Annotated in this window: 20 protein-coding genes; 11 read left to right on the top strand and 9 right to left on the bottom strand. The window is 72.9% G+C overall.

Features of this window, described 5'->3' with window-relative positions:
* From E5N76_RS28720 to E5N76_RS28700, 5 genes are all read left to right on the top strand, one after another.
* Positions 1 to 1,794, top strand: a 1,794-nt coding sequence (locus tag E5N76_RS28720) for a DNA translocase FtsK (RefSeq protein ID WP_268921335.1), incomplete at its 5' end; no start/stop codon positions are given.
* Positions 1,795 to 1,798: 4 nt separating this feature from the next.
* Complete coding sequence (locus E5N76_RS28715) at positions 1,799 to 2,437, top strand: DUF4412 domain-containing protein (RefSeq protein ID WP_187830472.1); 639 nt, start codon at positions 1,799 to 1,801, stop codon at positions 2,435 to 2,437.
* 249 nt (positions 2,438 to 2,686) lie between these two features.
* A complete protein-coding gene (locus E5N76_RS28710; RefSeq protein WP_149541411.1) occupies positions 2,687 to 3,679 on the top strand; it encodes a Bug family tripartite tricarboxylate transporter substrate binding protein in 993 nt (330 codons plus the stop codon).
* A gap of 5 nt (positions 3,680 to 3,684) precedes the next feature.
* Positions 3,685 to 4,677 (top strand): Bug family tripartite tricarboxylate transporter substrate binding protein, encoded by a 993-nt coding sequence (locus E5N76_RS28705; protein WP_149541410.1) that lies wholly within the window; start codon positions 3,685 to 3,687, stop codon positions 4,675 to 4,677.
* A gap of 363 nt (positions 4,678 to 5,040) precedes the next feature.
* A complete protein-coding gene (locus tag E5N76_RS28700) occupies positions 5,041 to 6,033 on the top strand; it encodes a Bug family tripartite tricarboxylate transporter substrate binding protein (protein ID WP_149541409.1) in 993 nt (330 codons plus the stop codon).
* 135 nt (positions 6,034 to 6,168) lie between these two features.
* Here the strand turns inward: E5N76_RS28700 and E5N76_RS28695 are convergent, their stop codons facing one another.
* From E5N76_RS28695 to E5N76_RS28690, 3 genes are all read right to left on the bottom strand, one after another.
* Entirely contained in the window at positions 6,169 to 7,581 is a 1,413-nt protein-coding gene (locus E5N76_RS28695) for an enolase-like domain-containing protein (protein ID WP_149541408.1), read from the bottom strand.
* Positions 7,581 to 7,733 (bottom strand): hypothetical protein, encoded by a 153-nt coding sequence (locus tag E5N76_RS29940; protein WP_187830471.1) that lies wholly within the window; start codon positions 7,731 to 7,733, stop codon positions 7,581 to 7,583. The genes E5N76_RS28695 and E5N76_RS29940 overlap by 1 nt, the downstream gene beginning before the upstream one ends.
* 220 nt (positions 7,734 to 7,953) lie before the next feature.
* Positions 7,954 to 8,430, bottom strand: coding sequence for a MarR family winged helix-turn-helix transcriptional regulator (locus E5N76_RS28690; protein ID WP_149541407.1), 477 nt, complete (start codon positions 8,428 to 8,430; stop codon positions 7,954 to 7,956).
* A gap of 147 nt (positions 8,431 to 8,577) precedes the next feature.
* Between E5N76_RS28690 and E5N76_RS28685 the strand changes: the two genes are divergently transcribed.
* Genes E5N76_RS28685 through E5N76_RS28670 form a run of 4 tightly spaced genes read left to right on the top strand, consistent with a single transcriptional unit; the run spans position 8,578 to position 13,051 of the window.
* Complete coding sequence (locus tag E5N76_RS28685) at positions 8,578 to 9,615, top strand: M29 family metallopeptidase (protein ID WP_149541406.1); 1,038 nt, start codon at positions 8,578 to 8,580, stop codon at positions 9,613 to 9,615.
* Positions 9,612 to 10,334: an alpha/beta fold hydrolase gene (locus E5N76_RS28680; protein WP_187830470.1), complete on the top strand. Its 723-nt coding sequence runs from the start codon at positions 9,612 to 9,614 to the stop codon at positions 10,332 to 10,334. Before E5N76_RS28685 ends, E5N76_RS28680 begins: the two co-directional genes overlap by 4 nt.
* Positions 10,335 to 10,337: 3 nt before the next feature.
* Entirely contained in the window at positions 10,338 to 11,579 is a 1,242-nt protein-coding gene (locus E5N76_RS28675) for an acyl-CoA dehydrogenase family protein (protein WP_149541404.1), read from the top strand.
* 2 nt (positions 11,580 to 11,581) lie between these two features.
* Entirely contained in the window at positions 11,582 to 13,051 is a 1,470-nt protein-coding gene (locus E5N76_RS28670) for a class I adenylate-forming enzyme family protein (protein WP_149541403.1), read from the top strand.
* Between the two features lie 205 nt (positions 13,052 to 13,256).
* Here the strand turns inward: E5N76_RS28670 and E5N76_RS28665 are convergent, their stop codons facing one another.
* The 3 genes from E5N76_RS28665 to E5N76_RS28655 all read right to left on the bottom strand — a co-directional run bounded on the left by E5N76_RS28665 (position 13,257) and on the right by E5N76_RS28655 (position 16,594).
* The gene (locus tag E5N76_RS28665) at positions 13,257 to 14,522 is read right to left on the bottom strand and encodes a bifunctional folylpolyglutamate synthase/dihydrofolate synthase (protein ID WP_149541402.1); all 1,266 of its coding nucleotides are present in this window, start codon (positions 14,520 to 14,522) and stop codon (positions 13,257 to 13,259) included.
* Positions 14,519 to 15,448, bottom strand: coding sequence for an acetyl-CoA carboxylase, carboxyltransferase subunit beta (accD, locus tag E5N76_RS28660; protein ID WP_149541401.1), 930 nt, complete (start codon positions 15,446 to 15,448; stop codon positions 14,519 to 14,521). The genes E5N76_RS28665 and accD overlap by 4 nt, the downstream gene beginning before the upstream one ends.
* A gap of 231 nt (positions 15,449 to 15,679) precedes the next feature.
* A complete protein-coding gene (locus E5N76_RS28655; RefSeq protein WP_149541400.1) occupies positions 15,680 to 16,594 on the bottom strand; it encodes a LysR substrate-binding domain-containing protein in 915 nt (304 codons plus the stop codon).
* Positions 16,595 to 16,680: 86 nt separating this feature from the next.
* Here E5N76_RS28655 and E5N76_RS28650 point away from each other — a divergent pair, with 86 nt between their 5' ends.
* Complete coding sequence (locus E5N76_RS28650; RefSeq protein WP_149541399.1) at positions 16,681 to 17,427, top strand: sulfite exporter TauE/SafE family protein; 747 nt, start codon at positions 16,681 to 16,683, stop codon at positions 17,425 to 17,427.
* A 1,173-nt stretch (positions 17,428 to 18,600) separates the two neighbouring features.
* Here the strand turns inward: E5N76_RS28650 and rnhA are convergent.
* The 3 genes from rnhA to ispH all read right to left on the bottom strand — a co-directional run bounded on the left by rnhA (position 18,601) and on the right by ispH (position 21,095).
* Positions 18,601 to 19,059 (bottom strand): ribonuclease HI, encoded by a 459-nt coding sequence (rnhA, locus tag E5N76_RS28645; RefSeq protein ID WP_149541413.1) that lies wholly within the window; start codon positions 19,057 to 19,059, stop codon positions 18,601 to 18,603.
* A gap of 10 nt (positions 19,060 to 19,069) precedes the next feature.
* On the bottom strand, positions 19,070 to 20,050 hold the full coding sequence (locus E5N76_RS28640) for a homoserine kinase (RefSeq protein WP_149541398.1): 981 nt from the start codon (positions 20,048 to 20,050) through the stop codon (positions 19,070 to 19,072).
* A gap of 67 nt (positions 20,051 to 20,117) precedes the next feature.
* Entirely contained in the window at positions 20,118 to 21,095 is a 978-nt protein-coding gene (gene ispH / locus E5N76_RS28635; RefSeq protein ID WP_149541397.1) for a 4-hydroxy-3-methylbut-2-enyl diphosphate reductase, read from the bottom strand.
* 231 nt (positions 21,096 to 21,326) lie between these two features.
* On the opposite strand from ispH, the gene E5N76_RS28630 reads away from it, so the two are divergent.
* The gene (locus E5N76_RS28630; protein ID WP_149541396.1) at positions 21,327 to 21,857 is read left to right on the top strand and encodes a hypothetical protein; all 531 of its coding nucleotides are present in this window, start codon (positions 21,327 to 21,329) and stop codon (positions 21,855 to 21,857) included.
* Positions 21,858 to 22,300: the final 443 nt, after the last annotated feature.

Below are 22,300 nucleotides of genomic sequence, written 5' to 3'. Positions count from 1 at the left end.
GGCGCCGCGGGGCTGTTCGGCCGGCTCTTCGGCCGGCTGCGCGCCGCCCGCCCCCGCCGCGCCATGCCCGGCGCCGACCTCGCCGCGGTGCTGCGCGCCGCCGATGCGGCGGCGGAGGCGCCCGCCCGCCCCCGCCTGCCGCCCCGCATCGCGCCGGAGCCGGCCCCGCCGGCCGAGTCCCTCGCCGCCGCCCGGCCGCCGAAGATCGCCGCCCCCGCCCCGCCGGCCAGGCGGGCGGAGCCGCCGCGCCAGCAGAGCCTGGATCTGGCCGACGAGCCCTGGCGCCTGCCGCCCCTCTCGCTCCTCGCCGAGCCGCCCGCCAGGCGCGTCGGCCGGCCGAGCGAGGAGGCGCTGTCCGCCAATGCCCGCCTGCTGGAGCAGGTGCTGGAGGATTACGGCGTGCGCGGCCGCATCGCCGCCATCAACCCCGGCCCGGTGGTCACGCTCTATGAGCTGGAGCCGGCCCCCGGCACCAAATCCGCCCGCGTCATCGGCCTCGCCGACGACATCGCCCGCAACATGCATGTGACGGCGGTGCGCATCGCCACCGTCCCCGGCCGCAACGTCATCGGCATCGAGCTGCCGAACGCGAAGCGGGAGACGGTCTATTTCTCCGAGATGATGGGCAGCGAGGACTGGACGCGGCACCCGGGCAAGCTGCCGCTGGCGCTCGGCAAGGATATCGGCGGCAATCCGGTCATCGCCGACCTCGCCCGCATGCCGCATCTGCTGATCGCGGGCACCACCGGCTCGGGCAAGTCGGTCGCCATCAACACCATGATCCTCTCCCTCCTCTGGCGCTTCAGCCCGGAGGAATGCCGCTTCATCATGATCGACCCGAAGATGCTGGAGCTGTCGGTCTATGACCGCATCCCGCATCTGCTGGCGCCCGTGGTGACGGAGCCGCCCAAGGCGATCGGCGCGCTGAAATGGACGGTGCGGGAGATGGAGCGGCGCTACCGCGCCATGTCGCAGCTCGGCGTCCGCAATATCGGCGGCTATAACGAGAAGGTGGTGGAAGCTGCCCGCCGCGGCGAGGTGCTGACCCGCAAGGTGCAGACCGGCTTCGACCCCGAGACCGGCCGCCCGATCTTCGAGGAGCAGCCCCTTGCCCTCTCGCCCCTGCCGATGATCGTCGTCGTCATCGACGAGATGGCCGATCTGATGATCGTCGCCGGCAAGGAGATCGAGGCGGCGGTGCAGCGCCTGGCACAGATGGCCCGCGCCGCCGGCATCCATGTCATCATGGCGACGCAGCGCCCCTCGGTGGATGTCATCACCGGCACCATCAAGGCGAATTTCCCGACGCGCATCTCCTTCCAGGTCACCTCGAAGATCGACAGCCGCACCATCCTCGGCGAGATGGGCGCCGAGCAGCTCCTCGGCCAGGGCGACATGCTGCACATGGCCGGCGGCGGCCGCGTGGCGCGCGTCCACGGCCCCTTCGTCTCCGACACCGAGGTGGAGCGGGTGGTGGACTATCTGCGGGAGCAGGGCGAGCCCGCCTATGTGGAGGAAGTCACCGAGGCGGAGGAGGATGTGGATGGCGGCGAGGGCCTCGCCCTCTCCGGCATCGCCGGCGCCTCGGACGGCGAGAAGGGGCTGTTCGACCAGGCGGTGTCCCTGGTCACGCGCGAGGGCAAGGCCAGCACGAGTTTTATCCAGCGGCACCTCAACATCGGCTACAACCGCGCCGCCAAGCTCATCGAGCAGATGGAGAAGGAAGGCGTGGTCGGCCCCGCGAACCATGTCGGCAAGCGGGAAGTGCTGGCGCGCCGGACCGAGGAGGATTAACGCCATGACCACCCGGCTCGCCCCTGCTCTGGCCCTGGCGCTCTGCGCCGGGCTGGCGCTGCCCGCCGCGGCGCAGGACAGGCCCGTCTTCAAGCCGAAGCGCGATGTCAGCGTCACCTACCGCTCCACCGGCGGCCAGGCGGCGGGGCAGGAGCTGCGGATGAGCTGGCTGGTGGCCGAGCAGAAGCTGCGGGTGGACATGCCCGGCGGCATGGGCTGGTCCCTGGTGGATGAGCCGGCGCAAAAGATGTTCATGGTGATGGACGCGCAGCGCATGGTGATGGAGATGCCGCTGCACGGGCCGCAGGGGCAGCTCATCCCCACCAGCCCGCCGGCTTCGGCGCGCTTCACCCGGCTGGGCACCGCGACAGTGGCCGGGGTGCGCTGCACCAATTGGCGCTATGAGGATGGCGAGAGCCGTGGCGAGGGCTGCGTCACCGATGACGGCGTGATGCTGCGCAGCCAGGGCAGCCACCAGGGCCAGAGCGGCGGCGTGGAGGCGACTCAGGTGACCTATGCGGCGCAGGACCCGGCGCGGTTCCGCCTGCCCCAGGGCTATCAGGCGATGCAGATGCCCGGCCGCATGGGCGGCGGCGCGGGCGGCCCGCCGGCGGCTCCGCCGGGCGGCCGCCCGGCGCGCTGAGCCCGCTTCCCTCCCTGGCAGGGCGGTAGGGAGAGGGACGCCTGTCCATCCCATCGGCGCCTGGGGCCTCGCCGGCGCGCCGGGCAATCCCTTCCCGCAGGGCCCGCCAGCGCCCGGCGCAAGGGCCGCCGGGCGGTGCGCCGCAAGGGAATCCTCCCCGCCGCGGCGTTCGTGCCGCTGCTGCAAGGTCTCTTCCCGCCGCCCTGCCCCGTGCTACATGGGACGCAAACCGGGGAGAACGTCCAAACCATGCTGCATCGCCGCACCCTGCTCGCCGCCATGCCAGCCCTGCTCGCCGCGCCCGCCCTGCGCGCGCAGGATGCCGCCTGGCCCAGCCGCACCATCCGCCTCGTCGTCCCCTTCACCCCGGCCGGCACCACCGACATCGCCGCCCGCATCCTGGCGGAGCGGCTGACCCATCGCCTCGGCCAGAACGTGATCGTGGAGAACCGGCCCGGCGCCGGCGGCAATGTCGGCAGCGACTTCGTCGCGAAGGGCGAGCCGGATGGCTACACCCTGCTGATGGCGACCGTCTCCTCCGGCGGCATCAATTACAGCCTCTACGGCGCGAGGATGCCCTACAAGCCGGAGGATCTGGCCGGCTGCGGCCTGATGCTGCAGGTGCCGAACCTGATCTTCGTCACCAACAGCCTGCCGGTCCGCACGCTGAAGGAGTTGGTGGACTACGCCAAGGCGAATCCCGGCAAGCTGAACAATGGCAGCTCCGGCGCCGGCACCTCCCTGCACCTGACCGGGGAGCTGCTGAAGACCGTCGCCGGCATCCAGATGCAGCACGTGCCCTTCCGCGGCTCCGGGCCGATGCTGCAGGAGGTGATCGCGGGGCGGATCGAGGTGGCGGTGGACAATTTGCCCTCCGTCATCGGCCATATCCGCGACGGCAGGCTGCGGCCCCTGGCAATGACGACGAAGCAGCGCAGCCCCGCCCTGCCGGACGTACCCACCACCGCCGAGGCCGGCTTCCCGGATGTGGAGGCGACCGCCTGGTTCGGCGTGCAGGTGCCGGTCCGCACCCCGCGGCCGATCATCGAAAGGCTGGGCCGCGAGATCGACGCGATCACGAAGGAACCGGAGACCAAGGCGAAGATCGACGATCTGGGCGGCATGCCGCCGGGGCTGACGCCGGATGGCGGCACCTCGCCTGAGAGTTTCGAGGCCTTCATCAAGGCCGAGATCGCCAAATGGGGCGAGGTGGTGCGCAAATCCGGCGCCACGGTGGAATAGGCGCCATGCGCCGCCGCCCCCTGCTGGCCGCGCTGCTGGCTGCCCCCGCCTCGGCGCCGGCGGCGGCGCGGGCCGAAGGCGCCTGGCCGCAGCGGCCGCTCCGCCTCGTCATCCCCTTCACCCCGGCCGGCACCACGGACCTCACCGGGCGGCTGGCGGCGGAGGCGCTCGGGCCGCGCCTCGGCCAGCCGGTGGTGGTGGAGAACCGGCCGGGCGCCGGCGGCAATGTCGCCGGGGAATTCGTCGCCCGGGCGGAGCCGGATGGCTATACGCTGCTGCTGACCACCATCGGCACCGGCGCCATCAACTTCGCCGTCTATGGCGACCGCATGCCCTATCGGCCGCAGGATCTGGCCGCGGTCGGGCTGCTGATCCGGGTGCCCAATGTGCTGCTGGTGCCGCCGGACAGCCCGGCGAAGAGCGTGGCGGAGCTGGTGGCGCTGGCCAGGGCGCGGCCGGGCGGGCTGAATTACGGCACGGCGGGCATCGGCTCCTCCCCGCATGTCTGCGGCGAGCTGCTCCGGATGATGACGGCGGCGCCGCTGACCCATGTGCCCTATCGCGGCAGCGCGCCCATGCTGACGGAGCTGATGGCCGGGCGCGTCGATGTCGGCATGGACAACATCCCCTCCGCCCTGGGCTTCGTGAAGGAGGGCAAGCTGCGGGCGCTGGCGACCACTGGCGCCGCCCGCAGCCCGGCGCTGCCGGAGGCGCCGACCATGGACGAGGCGGGGGTGACGGGCTTCGAGGCGACCGCCTGGTTCGGCATCCTCGCCCCGGCGGCGACGCCTGCCCCGGTGCTGCTGCGGCTGGGGCGGGAGGTGGATGCGGTGGCGCGCGACCCCGCCTTCCGCAGCCGCATGGCGGCGCTGGGCGGGGAGCTGCCGGCGCTGACGCTGGAAGGCGGCAGCTCGCCCGGGACCTTCGCCAGCTTCCTGGCGGCCGAGCGCGACAAATGGGCGGAGGTGGTGCGGCGGAGCGGGGCGAAGGTGGATTAGCCGGCCTCCTTAAGCTCCTCCACCGGAATGAGAGGGCTTTGCCCCCTCGAACTCCCCCACCAAGGGCCGAAAGGCCCTTGGAACCCATGAGCTTTAAATCGGTCAGGCCGGAAGGCCTTCCGGCCCATGGCGGGAAGAGGCCTTCTCAGCCGCCGGTGCGGCTTTTTCGGCAGCCCGTTGGGCTTCTGCTCGCGCAGCCGCGGCGCAGCGCGGCGTCCTGGGGCGCCGCATCGGCGGCCGCGGCAAGGACGATGCGCGCATCTGCCGCGCGGCCGGGCGGGGCTTGTCCCGGCCATGCTGCGCGCTCAGACTTCCCGCAAAGCGCGCAGCCCGCCAGGGCCAGCGACGCACGGGAGGAAGACCATGAAGCTGCCGCGCCGCGCCCTGCTTGCCCTGCCGCTTGCCAGCCCCGCGACCGTCCCCGCCCTGGCGCAGCCGGCCTGGCCGGCCCGGCCGATCCGCCTGCTGGTGGGCTACCCGCCGGCCGGCACCACGGATATCGCCGCCAGGCTGGCGGCGGAGCGGCTGGCGCCGCGCCTCGGCCAGCCGGTGCTGGTGGAGAACCGCCCCGGCGCCACCGGCAACATCGCCGCCGAGCTGGTCGCCCGCGCCGAGCCGGATGGCTACACCCTGGTCACCAGCAACATCGCGACGGCGGCGATCAACTACTCCCTGTTCGGCGACCGCATGCCGGTGAAGCCGGAGGATTTCACCGCCGTCGGCCTGCTGACCAAGGTGCCGAACCTGATCTTCGTCCACCCCGCCACTCCGGCGAAGACCGTGGCGGAGCTGGTGGCGCTGGCCAAGGCGCGGCCGGGGCAGATGAATTACGGCAGCGCCGGCAGCGGCGGCTCCCCGCATATGTGCATGGAGCTGTTCAAGATGCGCACCGGCACCAACATCAACCACGTGCCCTTCAAGGGCGCGGGGCCGATGCTGGTGGAAGCCGTCGCCGGCCGGCTGGATTGCGGCTGCGACAACATGCCCTCCGTCATCGGCCATGTGCGGGACGGCCGGCTGCGGCCCATTGCCGTGACGGGACGCGGCCGCGCCACGGTGCTGCCGGAGGTGCCGAGCCTGCACGAAGCCGGGCTGACGGATTTCGAGGCGACGGCCTGGTTCGGTGTGCAGGCTCCGGCACGGACGCCGGCCGCGATCGTCGAGCGGCTGGGGCGGGAGGTGGATGCGGTCACGAGGGACCCCGCCTATCGCGCCCGCCTTGCCGATCTCGGCGGCGACCCGCCCGGCCTGACCGAGGGCGGCGGCACCACGCCCGCGGCCTTCGAGGCCTTCATCGCCGAGGAGATCCGCCGCTGGGCCGAGGTGGTCCAGGCCTCCGGCGCGACGGTCGATTGAGGCCGGGCGCCTCGGCTATTGGTCGGCAGGCTGAACCGCCGGTTCCGAAACTCAGACCGGGGTCCGGGGCCAGGTCCTGGCCCCGGCGGGGTCCAGGGGCAGAGCCCCTGGTGGGGCCGGGGGCGAAGCCCGCGCCTACCTCGGCCAAGCGGCCTTCGGCATCTCCGCCATGGCGGCGTAGTCCGGCTCCTCCGTCGCCCCCAGCCCCGGCACGTCCAGCGAGGCGAGGTCCAGCACCCCTTCCCGGATCGCCAGCCGCGGCCCGCGCGAGGTATCGGCATAGAGGCCGGGATGCGCTTCCAGGAAGCGCACCGCCTCCGCCTTCGGCCGGCCGGCGAAGCCGGCGATGAAGTGGTGGCCGTTCCGCTCCACATGGGCCAGGCCCAGCAGCGCCACCAGCGCCAGGTCCTGCTGCACGGAGACCCCTGCCAGGCAGGTGAGGTCCTCGCCGGAGAGGAAGTAGGCCCCGCCTTCGGCATTCCAGACCCGGCAGCGCGCCAGGTTGATCAGGCTGCGCCAGATGCCCTTGCAGGATTTGCTGGAGACCCCGCCATAGCCGAGGCCGCGGGCGGTGACGAAGGCATCCAGCGCGCCGTCGCTCTCATCGATGATGACCGGCCGCGCCGCGGCCAGCGCGCCCATGCCGGTCTGCAGCGCCCGCGCCCGCGCCACCGGCTGCTCGATGTAGAGGAACGAGGCGGCGAGGCGCTGCAGCCGCGGCTCCGCCTGCATCGCCCGCCACAGGGCATGGGCGCTCCCGGCATCGGCGAATTGCTCATTGCCGTCGAGCGTCGCGTGGTAGCCATGCAGCCGGTCCAGCACCGCGGCGATGCGGCAGAGCCGGTCGAGATCGGCCGGGATGTCGCCCGAGACCTTCAGCTTCCAGTAGCCGTGGCGATAGGTGGCGGCGACGTCCTCCAGCGTCTCCGGCAGCCCGTCGCCGACGCGCGCCGCCTGGTCCGCGGCGGTGATGGGGTCCACCAGCCCCACCGTGTGCCTTGCATGGATGCGCCGCGCCGGGCGCAGCCGCGCCAGCATGGCGGCGAAGTCGAAGCCCGGCAGGTCCGGGATGACGGCGTGCGGCGCCATGCCGCCGATATTCGCCTGCATGCCGGCGAAGCAGGAAAGCCCGTGCAGCTTCAGCAGCGCGTCCAGCGCGGCGCGGTCCAGCAAAGCGCGGCCGAAGCCGGCGACCAGCGGGTTCAGCCCCTCCGCCGCGCAGGCCGCCACATGCGCGGCGTAGTTGTCGGCGAAATGGCCGAAGGCGGTGTTCATGCCGGCGGCCAGCGCTGCTTCCCCGGCCAGCTCCAGGGAACGGCGGAGCTGGTGCTGGTTGGCGGCATCGGACAGCGCCGGGTCCTTGTCGAACCATTTGGCCGCCAGGGTCTCGGCCGCCACGCCCCAGCCCTCGCGGCCGGACTCGTCGCGGATGCGCAGCCGCAGCACGGCCTGCAACCCACCCCGCACGGTGATGACGCCGAAGCGGAAGGGCAGGCGCAGGGCGAAGGGCCATTCGCGCCGCTCGATGGCGGTGACGGCGAAGCGCATCAGGCGGCCTCCTGCACGTCGCGCAGATGTTCGGCGGCGCAGCCCTGGAGGTCGTCGGAGGGCTCGACGCCGCAGCGGCCGGCGTGGCCGAGGGCGCATCGCCGCGGGAAGGGCAGGCGGCGCCGCAGCTTGTTGCAGAGCGTCAGCCGCATGCCCTGGCTCCCGCGCTTTCCGGCATGGGAGGCGGTGGAGCGGCCGGCGTCAAGGCCTTGGGCATGGGCGGGGCCGGCCCTTTGTGCCCCCGCCGGGGGAAGGGCTTCCCCCCGGATCCGCGGTCACCGGGTCCGGAACGCCACGGGGGCCAGGCGTGGGTCACTCCCCGGCGCGGGTTGGCGGCACTGCCGCCAATCGGGCAGCGGAGGTTCGGGCCTTTCACCCCCCCTTCCGCCGGCCCTTGCCATGCCGGGCGAGGATCGCGCGCAGCAGGGATTTCAGCGCTATTGCCTCGGCTTCCGGGTGGCGGGCCAGCACCTCCGCCTCATGCTGCCTGGCGGCGACCAGCAATTCCTTCACCAGGCCTTCCCCGCGCGGGGTCAGGGCGATGCGCACGACGCGCCGGTCGCGGCCATCCTGCGCCCGCTGCACCAGCCCGTCCCGCACCATGCGGTCCAGCAGCTTGGTCATGGTCGGCTGCTGCAGCAGGCAGATCTCGGCGAGTCCCGTCACCGTCTCGCCCTTGCTGCCCACCAGCCCGGCCAGGACGCGCCAGACCGGCACGCTGACATGCTTGCGGCGCAATTGCTCGTGGAACTCGCCGGAAATCAGGTGCGAGGCCCGCGCCATCAGGTAGAGGAGGTAGTCGTCAATGAACCGTGGGGCCGGTTCCTCGGGAGGGGCTGGGGTGGTCATGGGTGGAAATGATATGCCCGGCGCATGATTTTCGACATCCTTACTAGTCTGCGAGTAGTGTGCTCTGAAATAGTTCCAACCGCCTAAAATTGCATTTTCATGCAATCTCGGCCGTGCGAATTTTGCGGCCGGAGAGGGGGTGCCAGCATGCTGACGGACCGTATCGAAGCCCCGTGGCTGGCCGCCTTCGAGGCGGTGTTGCGGCTTTGCGCCGCGACGCCCGGCCTGCCGGTCTGCCTGCTGGCGGAAACCCAATCCCGTGCCCTGAACCTGGAGCTGGCGGAGCTGGCGGCGCTGCGACTCGGCTGCCGCCCCTTCCGCTGCGTGCTGCCGACGCCGGCCCAGGCCGCCCCGGTGCCGGTGCGCTCCACCGGCGCCTCGCGCGCCCTGCAGGGCCACCCGGCGGCGCTGGCGGCGCTGCGGGCCTCGCCGCTCATCATCGACCTGACGCTGGAAGGGCTGCTGCATGCGCCGGAGCTGAAGGAGATCCTCGCCGCCGGATCGCGGGTGATGATGGTCTCCAACGAGCATCCGGAGGCGTTGGCCCGGCTGGTGCCGCGGCCGGAAGATGAGGCGCGGGTGAAGGCGGCGGTGAAGCGGGCGCGCGCGGCGCGGGAGATGCGCGTCACCTCCGCCGCCGGCACCGACCTCACCGTGGCGATGGCAGGCGCCGTCACCGCCGGCGTCTGGGGCTGGACCGATAGGCCCGGCACCGTCGCGCACTGGCCGGGCGGCGTCGTCGTCTCCTTCCCCCGCGCCGGCAGCGTGAACGGCACGCTGGTGCTGGATGCGGGCGACGTGAACCTCACCTTCAAGCGCTACCTGGAACGCCCCGTGCGGCTGACGCTGGCGGAGGACCACGTGACCGCCATCGAGGGTGAGGGCACGGATGCCGAGCTGATGCGCCGCTACTGGGCCGCCTGGGGCGACCGCGCCGCCTATGCCGTCTCGCATGTCGGCTGGGGGCTGAACGAACGGGCGCGGTACGAGGCGCTGGCGATGTACGATCAGCGCGACACCAACGGCACGGAGCTGCGCGCCTTCGCCGGGAATTTCCTGTTCTCGACCGGCGCCAATGAATTCGCCGGCCGCTTCACGGAAGGGCATTTCGACCTGCCCGTGCGCGGCTGCACCATCGCTTTGGATGGCGAGGCGGTGGTGGTGGAAGGGAGGCTGGTGGCGTGACTCTGGTATTGCTGCATGGCATTGGCGGGGCCGCCTGGGGGCCGACGCTGCCCGCCCTGGCGGGGCATGAGGTGCTGGACTGGCCGCTGCCCGGCTATGGCGGCTCGCCGATGCTGGCGGAGACCAGCTTCCCCGCCTGGGCCGCTTCGCTGCGGGATGCGCTGGATGCGGCGGGGGTGGCGCAGGCGGTGCTGCTCGGCCATTCCATCGGCGGCATGCTGGCGCAGGAATTCGCCCTCGCCTTCCCGGCGCGGGTGCGGGCGCTGATCCTCTACGCCACCACGCCGAGCTTCGGCGGGCGCGACCCGAGCTTCGCCGAGGCCTTCCTGCGGGAGCGGCTGGCGCCGCTGGAGGCCGGGCAGAGCATGGCCGAGCTGGCGGCGGAGAGCATGCCCAGCCTGCTCGGGCCCGAGGCACCGCCGGAGGCCGCGCCGGCCGCCATCGCCGCCCTGGCCGCGACGCCGGAGGCCGCCTACCGCGCCACCGTCCGCTGTCTCACCAGCTTCAACCGGCGGGAGGATACGGCGCGCATCGCCGCCCCCACCCTGCTGGTCGCCGGGGAGCGCGACCCGCTGGCCCCGCCGCGCACCATGGAGCGCATGCAGCAGGCGATCGCCGGCAGCCGGCTGGTGGTGCTGCCGCGTGCGGGGCATCTGGCGCATCTGGAATTCCCCGCCGCCTTCAACACCGCGGTCGCCGGCTTCCTCCGGTCGCTCTGACGCATGGATGCGCCGATCTTCGACCCCCGCGGCTTCCGCCTGACCCCGCAGGAAGCGCGGCTGACCGCCCTGGCGCGGGAATTCGGCGCCGCGGTGCTGGCACCCCGCGCCGCGCGCTGGGACCGGGAGGCGAGCTTCCCCACCGAGAATTACCGGGACATGCACCGCAACGGGCTGCTCGGCATCTGCATCCCTGTCGAGGAGGGTGGCGAAGGCGCCGATTTCCGCGCCTACTGCCTGACGGCGGCGGAGCTTGGGCGGTATTGCGGCGCCACGGCGCTGACCTGGAACATGCATGTCTGCTCCACCCTCTGGACCGGCGCGCTGACCGAGGATCTGGAGATGGCGCCGGCGATCCGGGCGGAGCACCGGCAGCGCCGCGCGGTGCATTACGCGCGCATCCTGCGCGACGGCGCGATCTATTCCCAGCCCTTCTCCGAGGGCGGGGCAGCGGCGGCGGGCGGCGTCGCCTTCGGCACCACGGCGCGGCGCGCCCCGGGCGGCTTCGTCATCAACGGCAAGAAGATCTTTGCGAGCCTCGCCGGCCATGCGGATTACTACGGCATCCTCTGCACCGAGCTGGCGGAGGGCGACGAGAAGCTGTCCCGCCGCAACACCCTCTACCTCGCCGTGCCGCGGGACGCGCCGGGGGTGGCGGTGGAAGGCGAATGGGACCCGCTCGGCATGCGCGGCACCGTCTCCCGCAACCTCGTCTTCCGCGACGTCTTCGTCGAGGAAGAAGCGGCGCTGATGCCGCCCGGCCTCTATTTCCAGGCGGCGACGCGCTGGCCGCACATGTTCATGACGTTGAGTCCGACCTATATGGGCCTCGCCCAGGCCGCCTATGACTTCACCGTTTCCTATCTGCGCGGGGAATGGCCGGGCATGCCGCCGGTGAAGCGCCGCATGTACCCCACCAAGCAGATCGCCGTCGCCGAGATGCGGGTGATGCTGGAGCAGACCAAGGCGCTGTGGTTCCAGGCCATCTCCGAAGCCGGGCCGGACCCGGGCAAGGAACAGGTGCTGCGCGCCTGGGCCGCGCAGCATACGGTGATGGAGAACGCCGCGGCGCTGGCGGCCAAGGCCATCCGCACCTGCGGCGGCCAGGCCATGCTGAAATCCCTGCCGCTGGAGCGGCTCTATCGCGATGCGCGCTGCGGCTCGCTCATGCTGCCCTGGACGGCGGAGCTCTGCATCGACCGCATCGGGCGCGACGCGCTCTATGAGAAGGGCGAGACGGATTAGCCATGCTGCATCGCTGGCTCGACGCCCATGCCGACCACACGCCGGACCGCGTCGCCCTGCAATTCGAAGGCGCGCGGCTCACCTATGCCGATTTGGCCACCGCGGCGGGGCGGCTGGCGGGCGGGCTGGCGGCGTCGGGCATCGGGCGGGGCGACCGCGTGGCCTTCCTGGGGCTGAACCATCCGGCGCAGCTCCTGCTGCTCGCCGCCTGCGCCCGGCTCGGCGCCATCCTGGTGGTGCTGAATTGGCGGCTGGCGCCCGCCGAGCTGCGCTTCGCGCTGGAAGACAGCGGCGCCCGGCTGCTGCTGGCGACCGAGGAGCAGACGGCGCTGGCCGCGGCGGCGCTGCCGGAGGGCTGTACGCTCTGGCCCGCCGAGGCGCCGCCCGAGGCCGCGCCGCCGCCGGCGGTGGGGGCGGAGGGCGATCCGCTCCTCATCCTCTACACCTCCGGCACCACCGGCCGGCCGAAGGGGGCGGTGCTGGACCAGCGCGGGCTGCTGGCCAATGCGCTGAACGGGCAGCATCTGCATGCGCTGACGCCGGACGATCTGGTGCTGACCGCCTTGCCCATGTCGCATTCCGGCGGGCTCAACATCCAGACCGTGCCGGCGCTGCTGGCCGGGGCCGGCGTGCTGCTGCACCGCCGCTTCGACCCCGACGCCTTCTTCGACGCGCTGGCGGAGGCGCGGCCGACGCTCAGCCTGCTGGTGCCAACGGTGATGCGCATGCTGGTCGAGCATCCGCGCTGGGCCAACGCCGATCTCTCCTGCCTGCGCGGCCTCGGCGCCGGCTCCTCGGAGGTGCCGGTGCCGCTGATCGAGGCCTTCCAGGCGCGCGGCGTGCCGGTGCAGCAGGTCTATGGCGCGACGGAGACAGGGCCGATCGCGATCTGCCAATTGGCGGCGGAGGCGATGGCGCATCCCGGCTCCATCGGCCGCCCGGCGCTGCTCTGCGAGGCGCGGGTGGTGGATGCGGCGGGCCATCCCCTGCCGCCGGGCCAGCCGGGCGAGATCGAGCTGCGCGGCCCCAATGTGATGCGCTGCTACTGGAACGCGCCGGAGGCCACGGCGGCGGCGCTGCGCGACGGCTGGTTCCGCACCGGCGATGTCGGCAGCCGAGATGCCGAAGGCCGCTACTGGTTCACCGACCGGCTCAAGCATCTCATCATCTCCGGCGGGGAGAACATCTACCCGGCGGAGGTGGAGCGGGTGCTGCGGGAGGCGCCGGGGGTAGCGGAAGGCGCGGTCTGCGGCCGGCCCGATCCGCGCTGGGGGGAGGTGCCGGTGGCCGTGGTGGTGCCGAGGGAGGGCTTCGAGGCCGCCGCCGTGCTGCGCTTCTTCGAGGGCCGCCTGGCGCGCTTCAAGCACCCCCGCGCGGTGATCGCCACGACGGCCTTGCCACGCACCGCGCTCGGCAAGATCCGGCTCGACGCGCTGCGGGCCATGGCAAGGGAGGGCGCTGCCCGCCCTTGAACCCTCCCGCCAAGGGCCGAACGGCCTTTGGAAACCGGGAGTCCGGGCCAGGCCGGCCACTCCGCCGGGGCCGGATCGGTGCCGCGGCGGGTGCGGCTGGCGGGCGGCGCATAGGCCAGCGCCACCGCGGGCGAGACGGCAATGCCCGCCGCCGACCTAGGCGTGACGCCGAAAACCCGGGACGTGCCGATGGCGGCGAAGGGGGTCAGGCGCCGTCCGCCTTCAGCACCTCGCCTGCCAGATAAAGGCTGCCGCAGATCAGCACCCGGGCCGGCGGGCCGGCAAGCTGCGCCAGCGCCCCGGCCACATCCGGCCCCGGGCGGGCTAGCCCGCCACTGGCCTCGATGATCCGCTCCACCGGCGTCGCCTGGTACTGCCCGGGCTCCGCCACCGCCCATAGGGTGGTCGCCAGCGGCAGCAGCGGGCGGAGGAAATCCGCCACCACCTTGCTGCCCTTCATCCCCACCACCAGGTGCAGCGGCCGGTCAGCCCAGGTGGCGCAATGCGCGGCGAGCGCCGCCCCGCCGCCGGCATTATGCCCGCCATCCAGCCACAGCTCCCAGCCCGGCGGCAGGCTTCGCGCCAGCCGGCCCTGCAGGCGCTGCAGCCGCGCCGGCCATTCGGCGCGGCGCAGCCCCTCGGCGATCGCCGCCGCGCTCAGCCAGGGCGGGTTCCAGGCGCGCAGGGCGGCGATGGCGATGCCGGCATTCTCCGCCTGATGCACCCCCGGCAACGCGGGCGGCGGCAGCGCCAGCTCCCCCGCCGCGTCGCGGTACAGCAGCCCGTCCGGACGCGGCGCCACCTCCCAGGCCTCGCCGCGCGCCAGCAGCGTGGCGCCCACCGACTCCGCCTCCGCCCGCAGCACCGCCATCGCCTCCGGCACCTGCGCGCCCGTGGCGCAGGGCACGCCCCGCTTCATGATGCCGGCCTTCTCCCCGGCGATCCCGGCCAGCCGGTCGCCGAGGAACTCCATATGGTCCATGGAGATGGAGGTGATGGCCGTCGCCGCCGGGCGGTCCACCACATTGGTGGTGTCGTAGCGGCCCCCCAGCCCCACCTCCAGCACCAGCAGATCCGCCGGCACCCGGGCAAACAGCAGGATGGCGACGGCGGTGATCATCTCGAACACGGTGATCGGCGCGCCGGCATTCACCTGCTCCGCCTCCTCCAGCGTCGCGGTCAGCGCCGCCTCCTCCACCAGCGTGCCGGCCAGGCGGATGCGCTCATGGAAGCGGACGAGGTGGGGGGAGGTGTAGACATGCACGCGCTGCCCCGCCGCCTCGGCGATGGCGCGCAGGAAGGCGCAGGTGCTGCCCTTGCCGTTGGTGCCGGCCACATGCACCACCGGCGGCAGGGCGCGCTCCGGATGGCCAAGCTTCGCCAGCAGCGCCTGCACCCGGCCGAGGCTGAGGTCGATCAGCTTCGGATGCAGCGCATGCAGCCGGTCGATGATCTCCTCGGAGCGGCTCATGCGGCGGGGGTCGGGCCCTCGGCCGGGGCGGGCGGGGCGAGGGTGAGCATGGGCTCCGCCGCCGGCGCCGTCTCGCGTTCCGGCAGCCGCAGCAGGCCGATCAGCCGGGCCAGCGTCGCCCGCATCTCGCTGCGCTTCACCACCATGTCGAGGATGCCGTGCGCCAGCAGGTATTCGGCGCGCTGGAAGCCTTCCGGCAGCTTCTCCCTGACCGTCTGCTCGATGACCCGGGCGCCGGCGAAGCCGATCATGGCGCCGGGCTCGGCGATCTGGATGTCGCCCAGCATGGCGAAGCTGGCGGTGACGCCCCCGGTGGTGGGGTCGCAGAGCACGACGATGAAGGGCAGTCCCACCTCCTTCACCATGCGCGTGGCGATGACGGTGCGCGGCATCTGCATGAGGCTGATGGCGCCTTCCTGCATGCGGGCGCCGCCGGAGGCGGTGAAGACGATCAGCGGGCTGTCCTGCAGCACGGCGAGGCGGGCGGCGGTGACCAGCGCTTCCCCCACCCCGGCGCTCATCGAGCCGCCCATGAAGCTGAAATCGAAGGCGGCGGCGACCACGCGGTTGCCCTCGATGACGCCATGCGCGACCACCACGGCGTCCTCCTGCCCCCCCTTGGCCTGGGCTTCGCGCAGCCGGTCCACGTAGCGGCGCTGGTCGCGGAAGCGCAGCGGGTCCTGCGGCGCCTTGGGGAGTTCTATGCGCTGCCAGCCCTCATCCAGCGTGTAGTCCAGGCGCTGGCGGGCGCCGACCCGCATGTGGTGGCCGCAATGCGGGCAGACATGCAGGTTCCGCTCCAGGTCGCGGTGGAAGACCATCTGCTCGCAGGCGGGGCATTTGTGCCAGAGATTCTCCGGCACCTCGCGCGGCGCGCCGAACAGCGTCTTGATCTTGGGCAGGGCCCATTCGCTGATCCAGTTCATTCCGTCCTTCCGCGGCGGTGGCGCCCCTGGGGCCCGCCGAGGGGGAGTTAGGGCGGGGCGGGGGGAGAGGCAAATTTTCTGCCCGGCGCCGCGGCGATGCCCTCCCAGGCCCCGGGCGCGCAGGCACTGCGCGGGGCGGAAGCGGCCTTCACCCCGCGGGCAGCGCGCTCCGTCGCCGGGCATCTCGCCTTGCCGGGGTCCGGCCGGCGGCGGAACGCGTGCCTTCCCGCATCAACGCCCGGCAACCGCCGCCCCGGCCCCGGATGACGTCGCGAGGTGCTCCACCAGGCGCCGGGCATGCGCGGGCAAGGCAGCGAGGCGTCGCACGATCACCGCCAATTGCCGCTCGGCCCAGGCATCGTCCAACCGCACCAGGGCCAGCGCCCCGTCCCGGTCCCATCGCCGCGCCGCTGCCTCCGGCACCACGGCGACGCCCGCGCCCAGCGCGACCATGCGGCAGGCAGTGTCCAGCCCGCGCACCCGCACGCGAATCCGCATCCGCCCACCCGCCCGCGCCGCATGCCCGGCCAGATGCCCGCCCAGCGCGCTGTCATCCGCCAGCCCGACGAACTCGCTGCCCAGCGCCTCGGCGAAGGCGATCCGGCCCCGTCCCGCCAGGGGGTGGTCCGGCGCCGCGATCAGCACCAGCCGGTCGGCCCGGAAGGGCAGCACCTCCAGCCCGGAAAAATCCGCATGGCCGGCGGCGATCCCGATCTCCGCCGCCTCCTCCGCCACGGCCCGCGCCACCTCGGGGCTGGAGCGCTCGCCCAGCTCCACATCCACATTCGGGTTCGCGGCGAGGAAGGCCGCCAGGATCTCGGGCAGGAATTCGGCGGCGGCGGCGGTGTTGGCCAGCAGCCGCACCTGGCCCTTCAGGCCGCGCGCATACTCGCCCAGCTCGCCGCGCATCCGCTCCACCTGGCCGGTGACCAGCCGCGCATGGCGCAGCAGGGCCCGGCCGGCCGGCGTCGGCACCACGCCGCGGCGGCCCCGCTCCAGCAGCTTGGCCCCGGCCTGCTCCTCCATCCCCCGCACCCGCGCGGAGGCGGAGGCGAGGGCGAGGCCGGCCCGCGCGGCGCCCGCGGTGATGCTCCCCGTCTCCGCGACATGCAGGAACAGGCGCAGATCGGTCAGGTCGAAATGCATGCCCGGCGTGCTTTCGGCTGAGACTCAGGCACACTATGCCATTCCCGCATTGTGGGGCAGGGCCGCCGGGCCGCATCGTCCGGCGGATGACGGACAGCTTCTCCCTCGCGCTCCTGCTCTGCGGCGTCTTCCTGCTGGCCGGCATGGTGAAGGGCCTGCTCGGCCTCGGCCTGCCGACCGTCGCCATGGGCCTGCTCGGCCTCGCCATGCCGCCGGTCGAGGCGGCCGCGCTGCTCATCGTGCCTTCGTTCGTGACGAATGTCTGGCAGCTTCTCGCCGGGCCGCGCTTCGGCGCCCTGCTGCGGCGGCTCTGGCCCATGATGCTGGCCGTTGCCGCGGGCACCCTGGCCGGCTCGGGGATCATCGCCGGCGCGGCGACCCATGCCGCCAGCGCGGCGCTGGGGGCCGCCCTGGCGCTCTACGGCGTCGCCGGCCTGGCGAAGCCCCGGCTGCGCGTCCCGCCGACAGCGGAGCCCTGGGCGGGGCCGCTGGTCGGCGCGGTGACGGGGCTGGTCACCGGCGCGACGGGCGTCTTCGTCATCCCCGCCGTCCCCTATCTCGGCTCGCTCGGGCTGGCGCGGGACGATCTGGTGCAGGCCCTTGGCCTCTCCTTCACCGTCTCCACCATCGCCCTCGCGGGCGGCCTGGCGCTGCACGGCGCGCTGCCGCTCGCCGCCTCGGGCAGCTCGCTCCTCGCCGTGCTTCCGGCCCTGGCCGGCATGTGGCTCGGCGGCCGGCTCCGGTCGCGGGCCCGGCCGGAGGTTTTCCGCCGCTGCTTCTTCCTCGGCCTGCTCCTGCTCGGGGGCGAGCTCATCTGGCGGGGGCTGGGGTGACCGGCGGCCGCACCGGGCGGGCCGCCGGGCGCCTGGCCCTCGCCGGCGCGGCGGCGCTGCTCCTGGCCGCGCCCGGCCCGGCAAGGGTGGATGACGCGCGCACCCTGGCGACGCCGCACGGCATGGTCTGGCTCTTCCTGCCGCCGGCCGCCGGCCCCGGCCACCACCCCGCGGTGCTGGTCCTGGCGGACCGCCCGGGGGCGGATGGCCGCGAGACGCCCTATCTCGACTATCTGCTGCAGGCAGGCATTGCCGTCCTCAAGCTGATGGCGGACGAGCCCGACACGGCCATGTCGCTGCTGACGCTGCCCTGGCTGCGGCGCATCGCCCGCGACATCGCGCCAGGGCGCCTGGATGGCGCGCGCATCGGCCTGCTCGGCTTCGGCGGCGGCGGGCGCGCCGCCCTTGCCGCGCCGGCCGGGCTGCCGGTTGCCGCCCTCTACCCGGGCTGCGCCGGCCTGGCGCCGCGCCACAGCACCGCGCCGACCCTGCTGCTGCACCCGGATGATCCCGCCGAGACGGCGGCCTGCCGCCGCGTCACCCCGGGCGCCGAGGCGCTGCCCGGCGCCACCCATGGCTGGGACCACGGGCACGGGCCGTGGGAGGGCGGGGCCGCCCTGCTGCCGCACCCCGACGGGTCGGCGGTGCGCCTCTTTGCGCGCAGCGATGGCCGGGCGACGCAGGTGGCGGTGGCGCGCGTGGTCCGGCATTTCGTGGCCGCCTTCGGCAGCATGGCCCCTGTTCCTGAAGAGGCGCCTGCGGGATGCCATGCCGGTCGCGTCACGCCCGGGGCGGAGATGGATGCCAGCCGCGGCGAAGCGCCGCCGCCGGACGCCGAATGGCCGGACGAGGCCACCCTGGCGCACCCCGACGCGCACCTGACCCGCCCCGGGGGCCGCCGGTGCCGGTGGCCGGCCCGCCAGCCTGGTGGGAAGGGCCGTAGCTCCGGGCGGCACGGGCCGTCCCGGGGCGTGCGGCCTCAGGCAGGGGCCGTCCTCATGCGCCACGCGCCACAGGGAACCCCGCCCGGGGCCGGGTTGTCCGGAGCCAGATCCGGCCTCGGCCAGCGCGAATCGGGGCAGCCGACATCAGGCGCCCTGCCCAGCGCCAGCCGCGCCGCGGTCGCCAGCCTGTCCGCCCGCTCGTTCATCACATCGCCCATGGCCGCCGACATCAGGGCGCCCCGCCCAGTGCCAGCCGCGCCGCGGTCGCCAGCTTGTCCGCCCGCTCGTTCATCACATCGCCCGCATGGCCGCGCACCCATTTCCACTCCACCTGGTGCGGCTTCGCGGCGGCCAGCAGGCGCTGCCACAGCTCCATATTCGCCACCGGGTCGCGGGCGGCGTTGCGCCAATTGTTGCGCACCCAGCCATGCACCCAGCGGCTGATGCCGTTGCGCACATATTCGCTGTCCGTGTGCAGCACCACGCGGCAGGGGCGCTTCAGCGCCTCCAGCGCGGCGCAGGCGGCGGTCAGCTCCATGCGGTTGTTGGTGGTGGTGGGGTCGCCGCCGCTCAGCTCCTTCTCCACCTCGCCGAAGCGCAATATCGCCGCCCACCCGCCCGGCCCCGGATTCGGCTTGCAGCCGCCATCCGTCCAGATCTCGACCAGCGAGAGCTCCTCCGCCGCCACCTTTTCCCCCTCAGGCACCGAGCGCCTCCGGCCCCGCGGCCGCCGCGAAGAAGCGCAGCTTGCGCAGATATTCCAGCGGGTCCTTCCGCGTCACCAGCGCGCCGGGCGGCGTGCTCGTCCAGTCAAACAGCCGGGTCAGCAGGAAGCGCAGCGCGGCGCCGCGGCAGAGCACCGGCAGCGCCGCCCGCTCCGCCGCCACGAGCGGCCGCCTTCCGTGATAGGCGGCGATCAGCGCATGCGCCTTGGTCACGTTGTAGGCCCCGTCCGGCTCGAAGCACCAGGCATTCAGGCAGACGGCCAGGTCATAGGCCAGCAGGTCGGTGCAGGCGAAGTAGAAGTCGATGAGGCCGGAGACATAGGGCCGCCCCGCCGCATCCATCAGGAAGAAGACATTGTCGGGGAAGAGATCGGCATGGATCTGCCCCGCCGGCAGCGCCCCGGCCGCCGGCCAGGCGGCGAGGATCCCCGCCAGCGCGGCATCGAGCTGGGCGACGAGGCCGGGCTGCACGCCATCCCCCTCCGCCCGGCAGCGCTCCAGCAGCGGCGCCCAGCCGGCGGGGCCGAGGGCGTTCGGCCGGCGCCCGGGGAAATCCGCCCCCGCCGCATGCAGCTTCGCCAGCGCCTCGCCCAGCGGCGCGCAATGCTCCGGCCGGACGCGGCGGGGCCAGACGCCGGGCAGGAAGGTGCAGATGGCCGCCGGCCGCCCCGCCAGTATCCGCAGCGCCTGGCCGTCGCGGGCCGCCACCGGCTGCGGGCAGGCCAGGCCGCGCGCGGCGAGGTGCTGCATCAGCCCGAGGAAATAGGGCAGCTCCGCCGGGTCCACCCGCTTTTCGTAGAGCGTCAGGATGAAATCGCCGGCCCCGGTCTGCAGGGCGTAATTCGAATTCTCCACCCCTTCGGCGATGCCGCGATAGGCCCGCAGCTCGCCCAGATCGTATTCCGCCAGGAAGGCACGCAGGGCTTCGTCGGAGACTTCGGTATAGACCGCCATGCGGGGCTTCTAACCCGCCGGTTGCGCCAGGGCGAGGGTGCCGGCCCGGCGCCCGGCGTGGCGCCGTTCAGGTGGCGGCGTGCAGCGCCGCCGGCAGCTTGAAGGTGACGGTCTCCTCCGCCACCACCACCTCCTCGATATCCAGCTCGAAGCGCTCCCTGAGCCGGGCCAGCACCTCCTCCACCAGCACTTCCGGCGCGCTGGCCCCGGCGGTGATGCCGATGGTGCCGAGCCCCGCCGCCATGGCCGGGTCCAGCTCCCGCCCCCGCTGCACCATGATGGCGCGGGGGCAGCCGGCGCGCTCCGCCACCTCCACCAGCCGAAGCGAATTGGAGGAATTCGGCGCTCCCACCACCACCATCAGCGCGGCGCGCGGCGCGATCGCCTTCACCGCCGCCTGGCGGTTGGTGGTGGCGTAGCAGATATCCTCCTTCGCCGGCGCATGGATCTCCGGGAAGCGTGCCTTCAGCGCCGCGACGATGCCGCTGGTGTCGTCCACCGACAGCGTGGTCTGGGTGATGAAGGCGAGCGGCCTGCCGGTCGGCACCGGGGCGCTGCGGGCCTGCTCCTCATCCTCGATCAGCGTCACCATGCCGTCCGGCAATTGGCCCATGGTGCCCACCACCTCCGGGTGGCCGGCATGGCCGATCAGGAGGATGTGCCGGCCGCGGGAGAAATGCTGCTCCGCCTCCCGATGCACCTTGCTCACCAGCGGGCAGGTGGCGTCGAGGTAGAACAGCTTGCGCCGCGACGCCTCGGCCGGGACGGCTTTCGGGACGCCATGGGCGGAGAACACCACCGGCGCGTCGTCCGGCACCTCGTCCAGCTCCTCCACGAAGATCGCCCCCTGGCGTTCCAGGGATTGCACGACGAAGCGGTTATGGACGATCTCGTGCCGGACATAGACCGGGGCGCCGTAGCGCCGGAGCGCCTCCTCCACGATCTTGATGGCCCGGTCCACGCCGGCGCAGAAGCCGCGCGGCCCGGCCAGCAGCACGTGCAGCCGGGGCTTGTCGGAAAGGGGCGGCTGGGGGATGTGGTTCATGGCGTTGCGTGCTCGCGGGCTCGGGTTGCCGTGCCGTGGCGCCGGCGGGCAGAGTGCGGCGCACACTAGAGCAGCCTCGGCCGGACTGGAACGGGGGTCCCGTCCCAACCGGGTCGAGATAAGTTGCTCTAGTCTTTTGTGTTTCTGAAGCGTGTCGGCGCCGACCGGGTTCGGTCGGCGCGAAACACGCCCGGGCCGCCGGGGATGCGGGCGCGAGGGGGAAGAATGGGGATGCGCAGTCGAATTGTCCTGGCCGCCGGGCTCACGGCGGCGCTGGCGGGGTGCGGTTCCTCCCCCGCCACGGCGCCGCTGGCCTGCCCGACGCCGGGGATTCTGGCGGAAGGCGCCGACCTCACCCGCTACCGCCCGGGCCCGGTCAAGGACCTGACGACGCTGGAATTCGACGCCCGGCTGGCCGGGCTCAGCGGCGGCTGCAACCCCGGTCGCGGCAATCGCAGCATCGAGATGACGATCAGCGCGAATTTCACCGTGGAGCGCGGCGCGGGGGCGGAGGGGCGGGAATTCGACCTGCCCTGGTCGGTGGTGATGATCGACCCGGCGGATGGGCGGATCATCGGCCAGGACTTCGTGGACCGGGTGGGCTTCGCCCGCAATGAGACGCGGACGAGCATCCAGAGCGCGCCGGTGACGGTGACCTTGCCGGTGGGGGAGGGGCGGCGGGCGCAGGATTACCGCATCTGGGCCACTTTCGCGCTGACGCCGGAGGATCTCGCCCTCAACCGCCGGCGGGGACCCCGCTAGAGCAGGTCGCCGGAGGGCGGCATCGCCCGGAGGCGTGAATCTGCTCTACAAGCCATAAGCTAGAGCGGTTTCGCGCTGCACAGTCAGCGTGAAACCGCTCGAGTGTCCTGCCCGCGAAGTTCGCTGGATTTCCAGCGAACGCAGCGGACAAGCAGGCCACTGAAAACAAAAGCCAGTGGCTCGAGAACGACGTCCGCAGGACTGCGGAATCGGGACGCTGGAGCGGTTTCACCTCGCCTGCGCTCGGCGAACCCGCTCCAGCCCTTTGTTTGATCGCATTTTCCGAGTCGTCCGGCGATTCCGCCGGACTTGAAAGTGCTCTAGGGTCTGTTGAGATTTAGCGTGAGTGGATCACGGTGGTGGCGAGGTAGATCATCGCGGCGAAGCTCTGGTCGGTCTTTTCGCTGCGCATGGCGATGCGCTTGAAGTCCTTCAGCTTGCAG

It is taken from the genome of Siccirubricoccus phaeus (assembly GCF_008360935.1).
GTDB classification, from domain to species: Bacteria; Pseudomonadota; Alphaproteobacteria; order Acetobacterales; family Acetobacteraceae; genus Siccirubricoccus; species Siccirubricoccus phaeus.
Note: the sequence above shows the minus strand (reverse complement) of the source record. Positions and strands in the feature narration are given on the sequence as shown.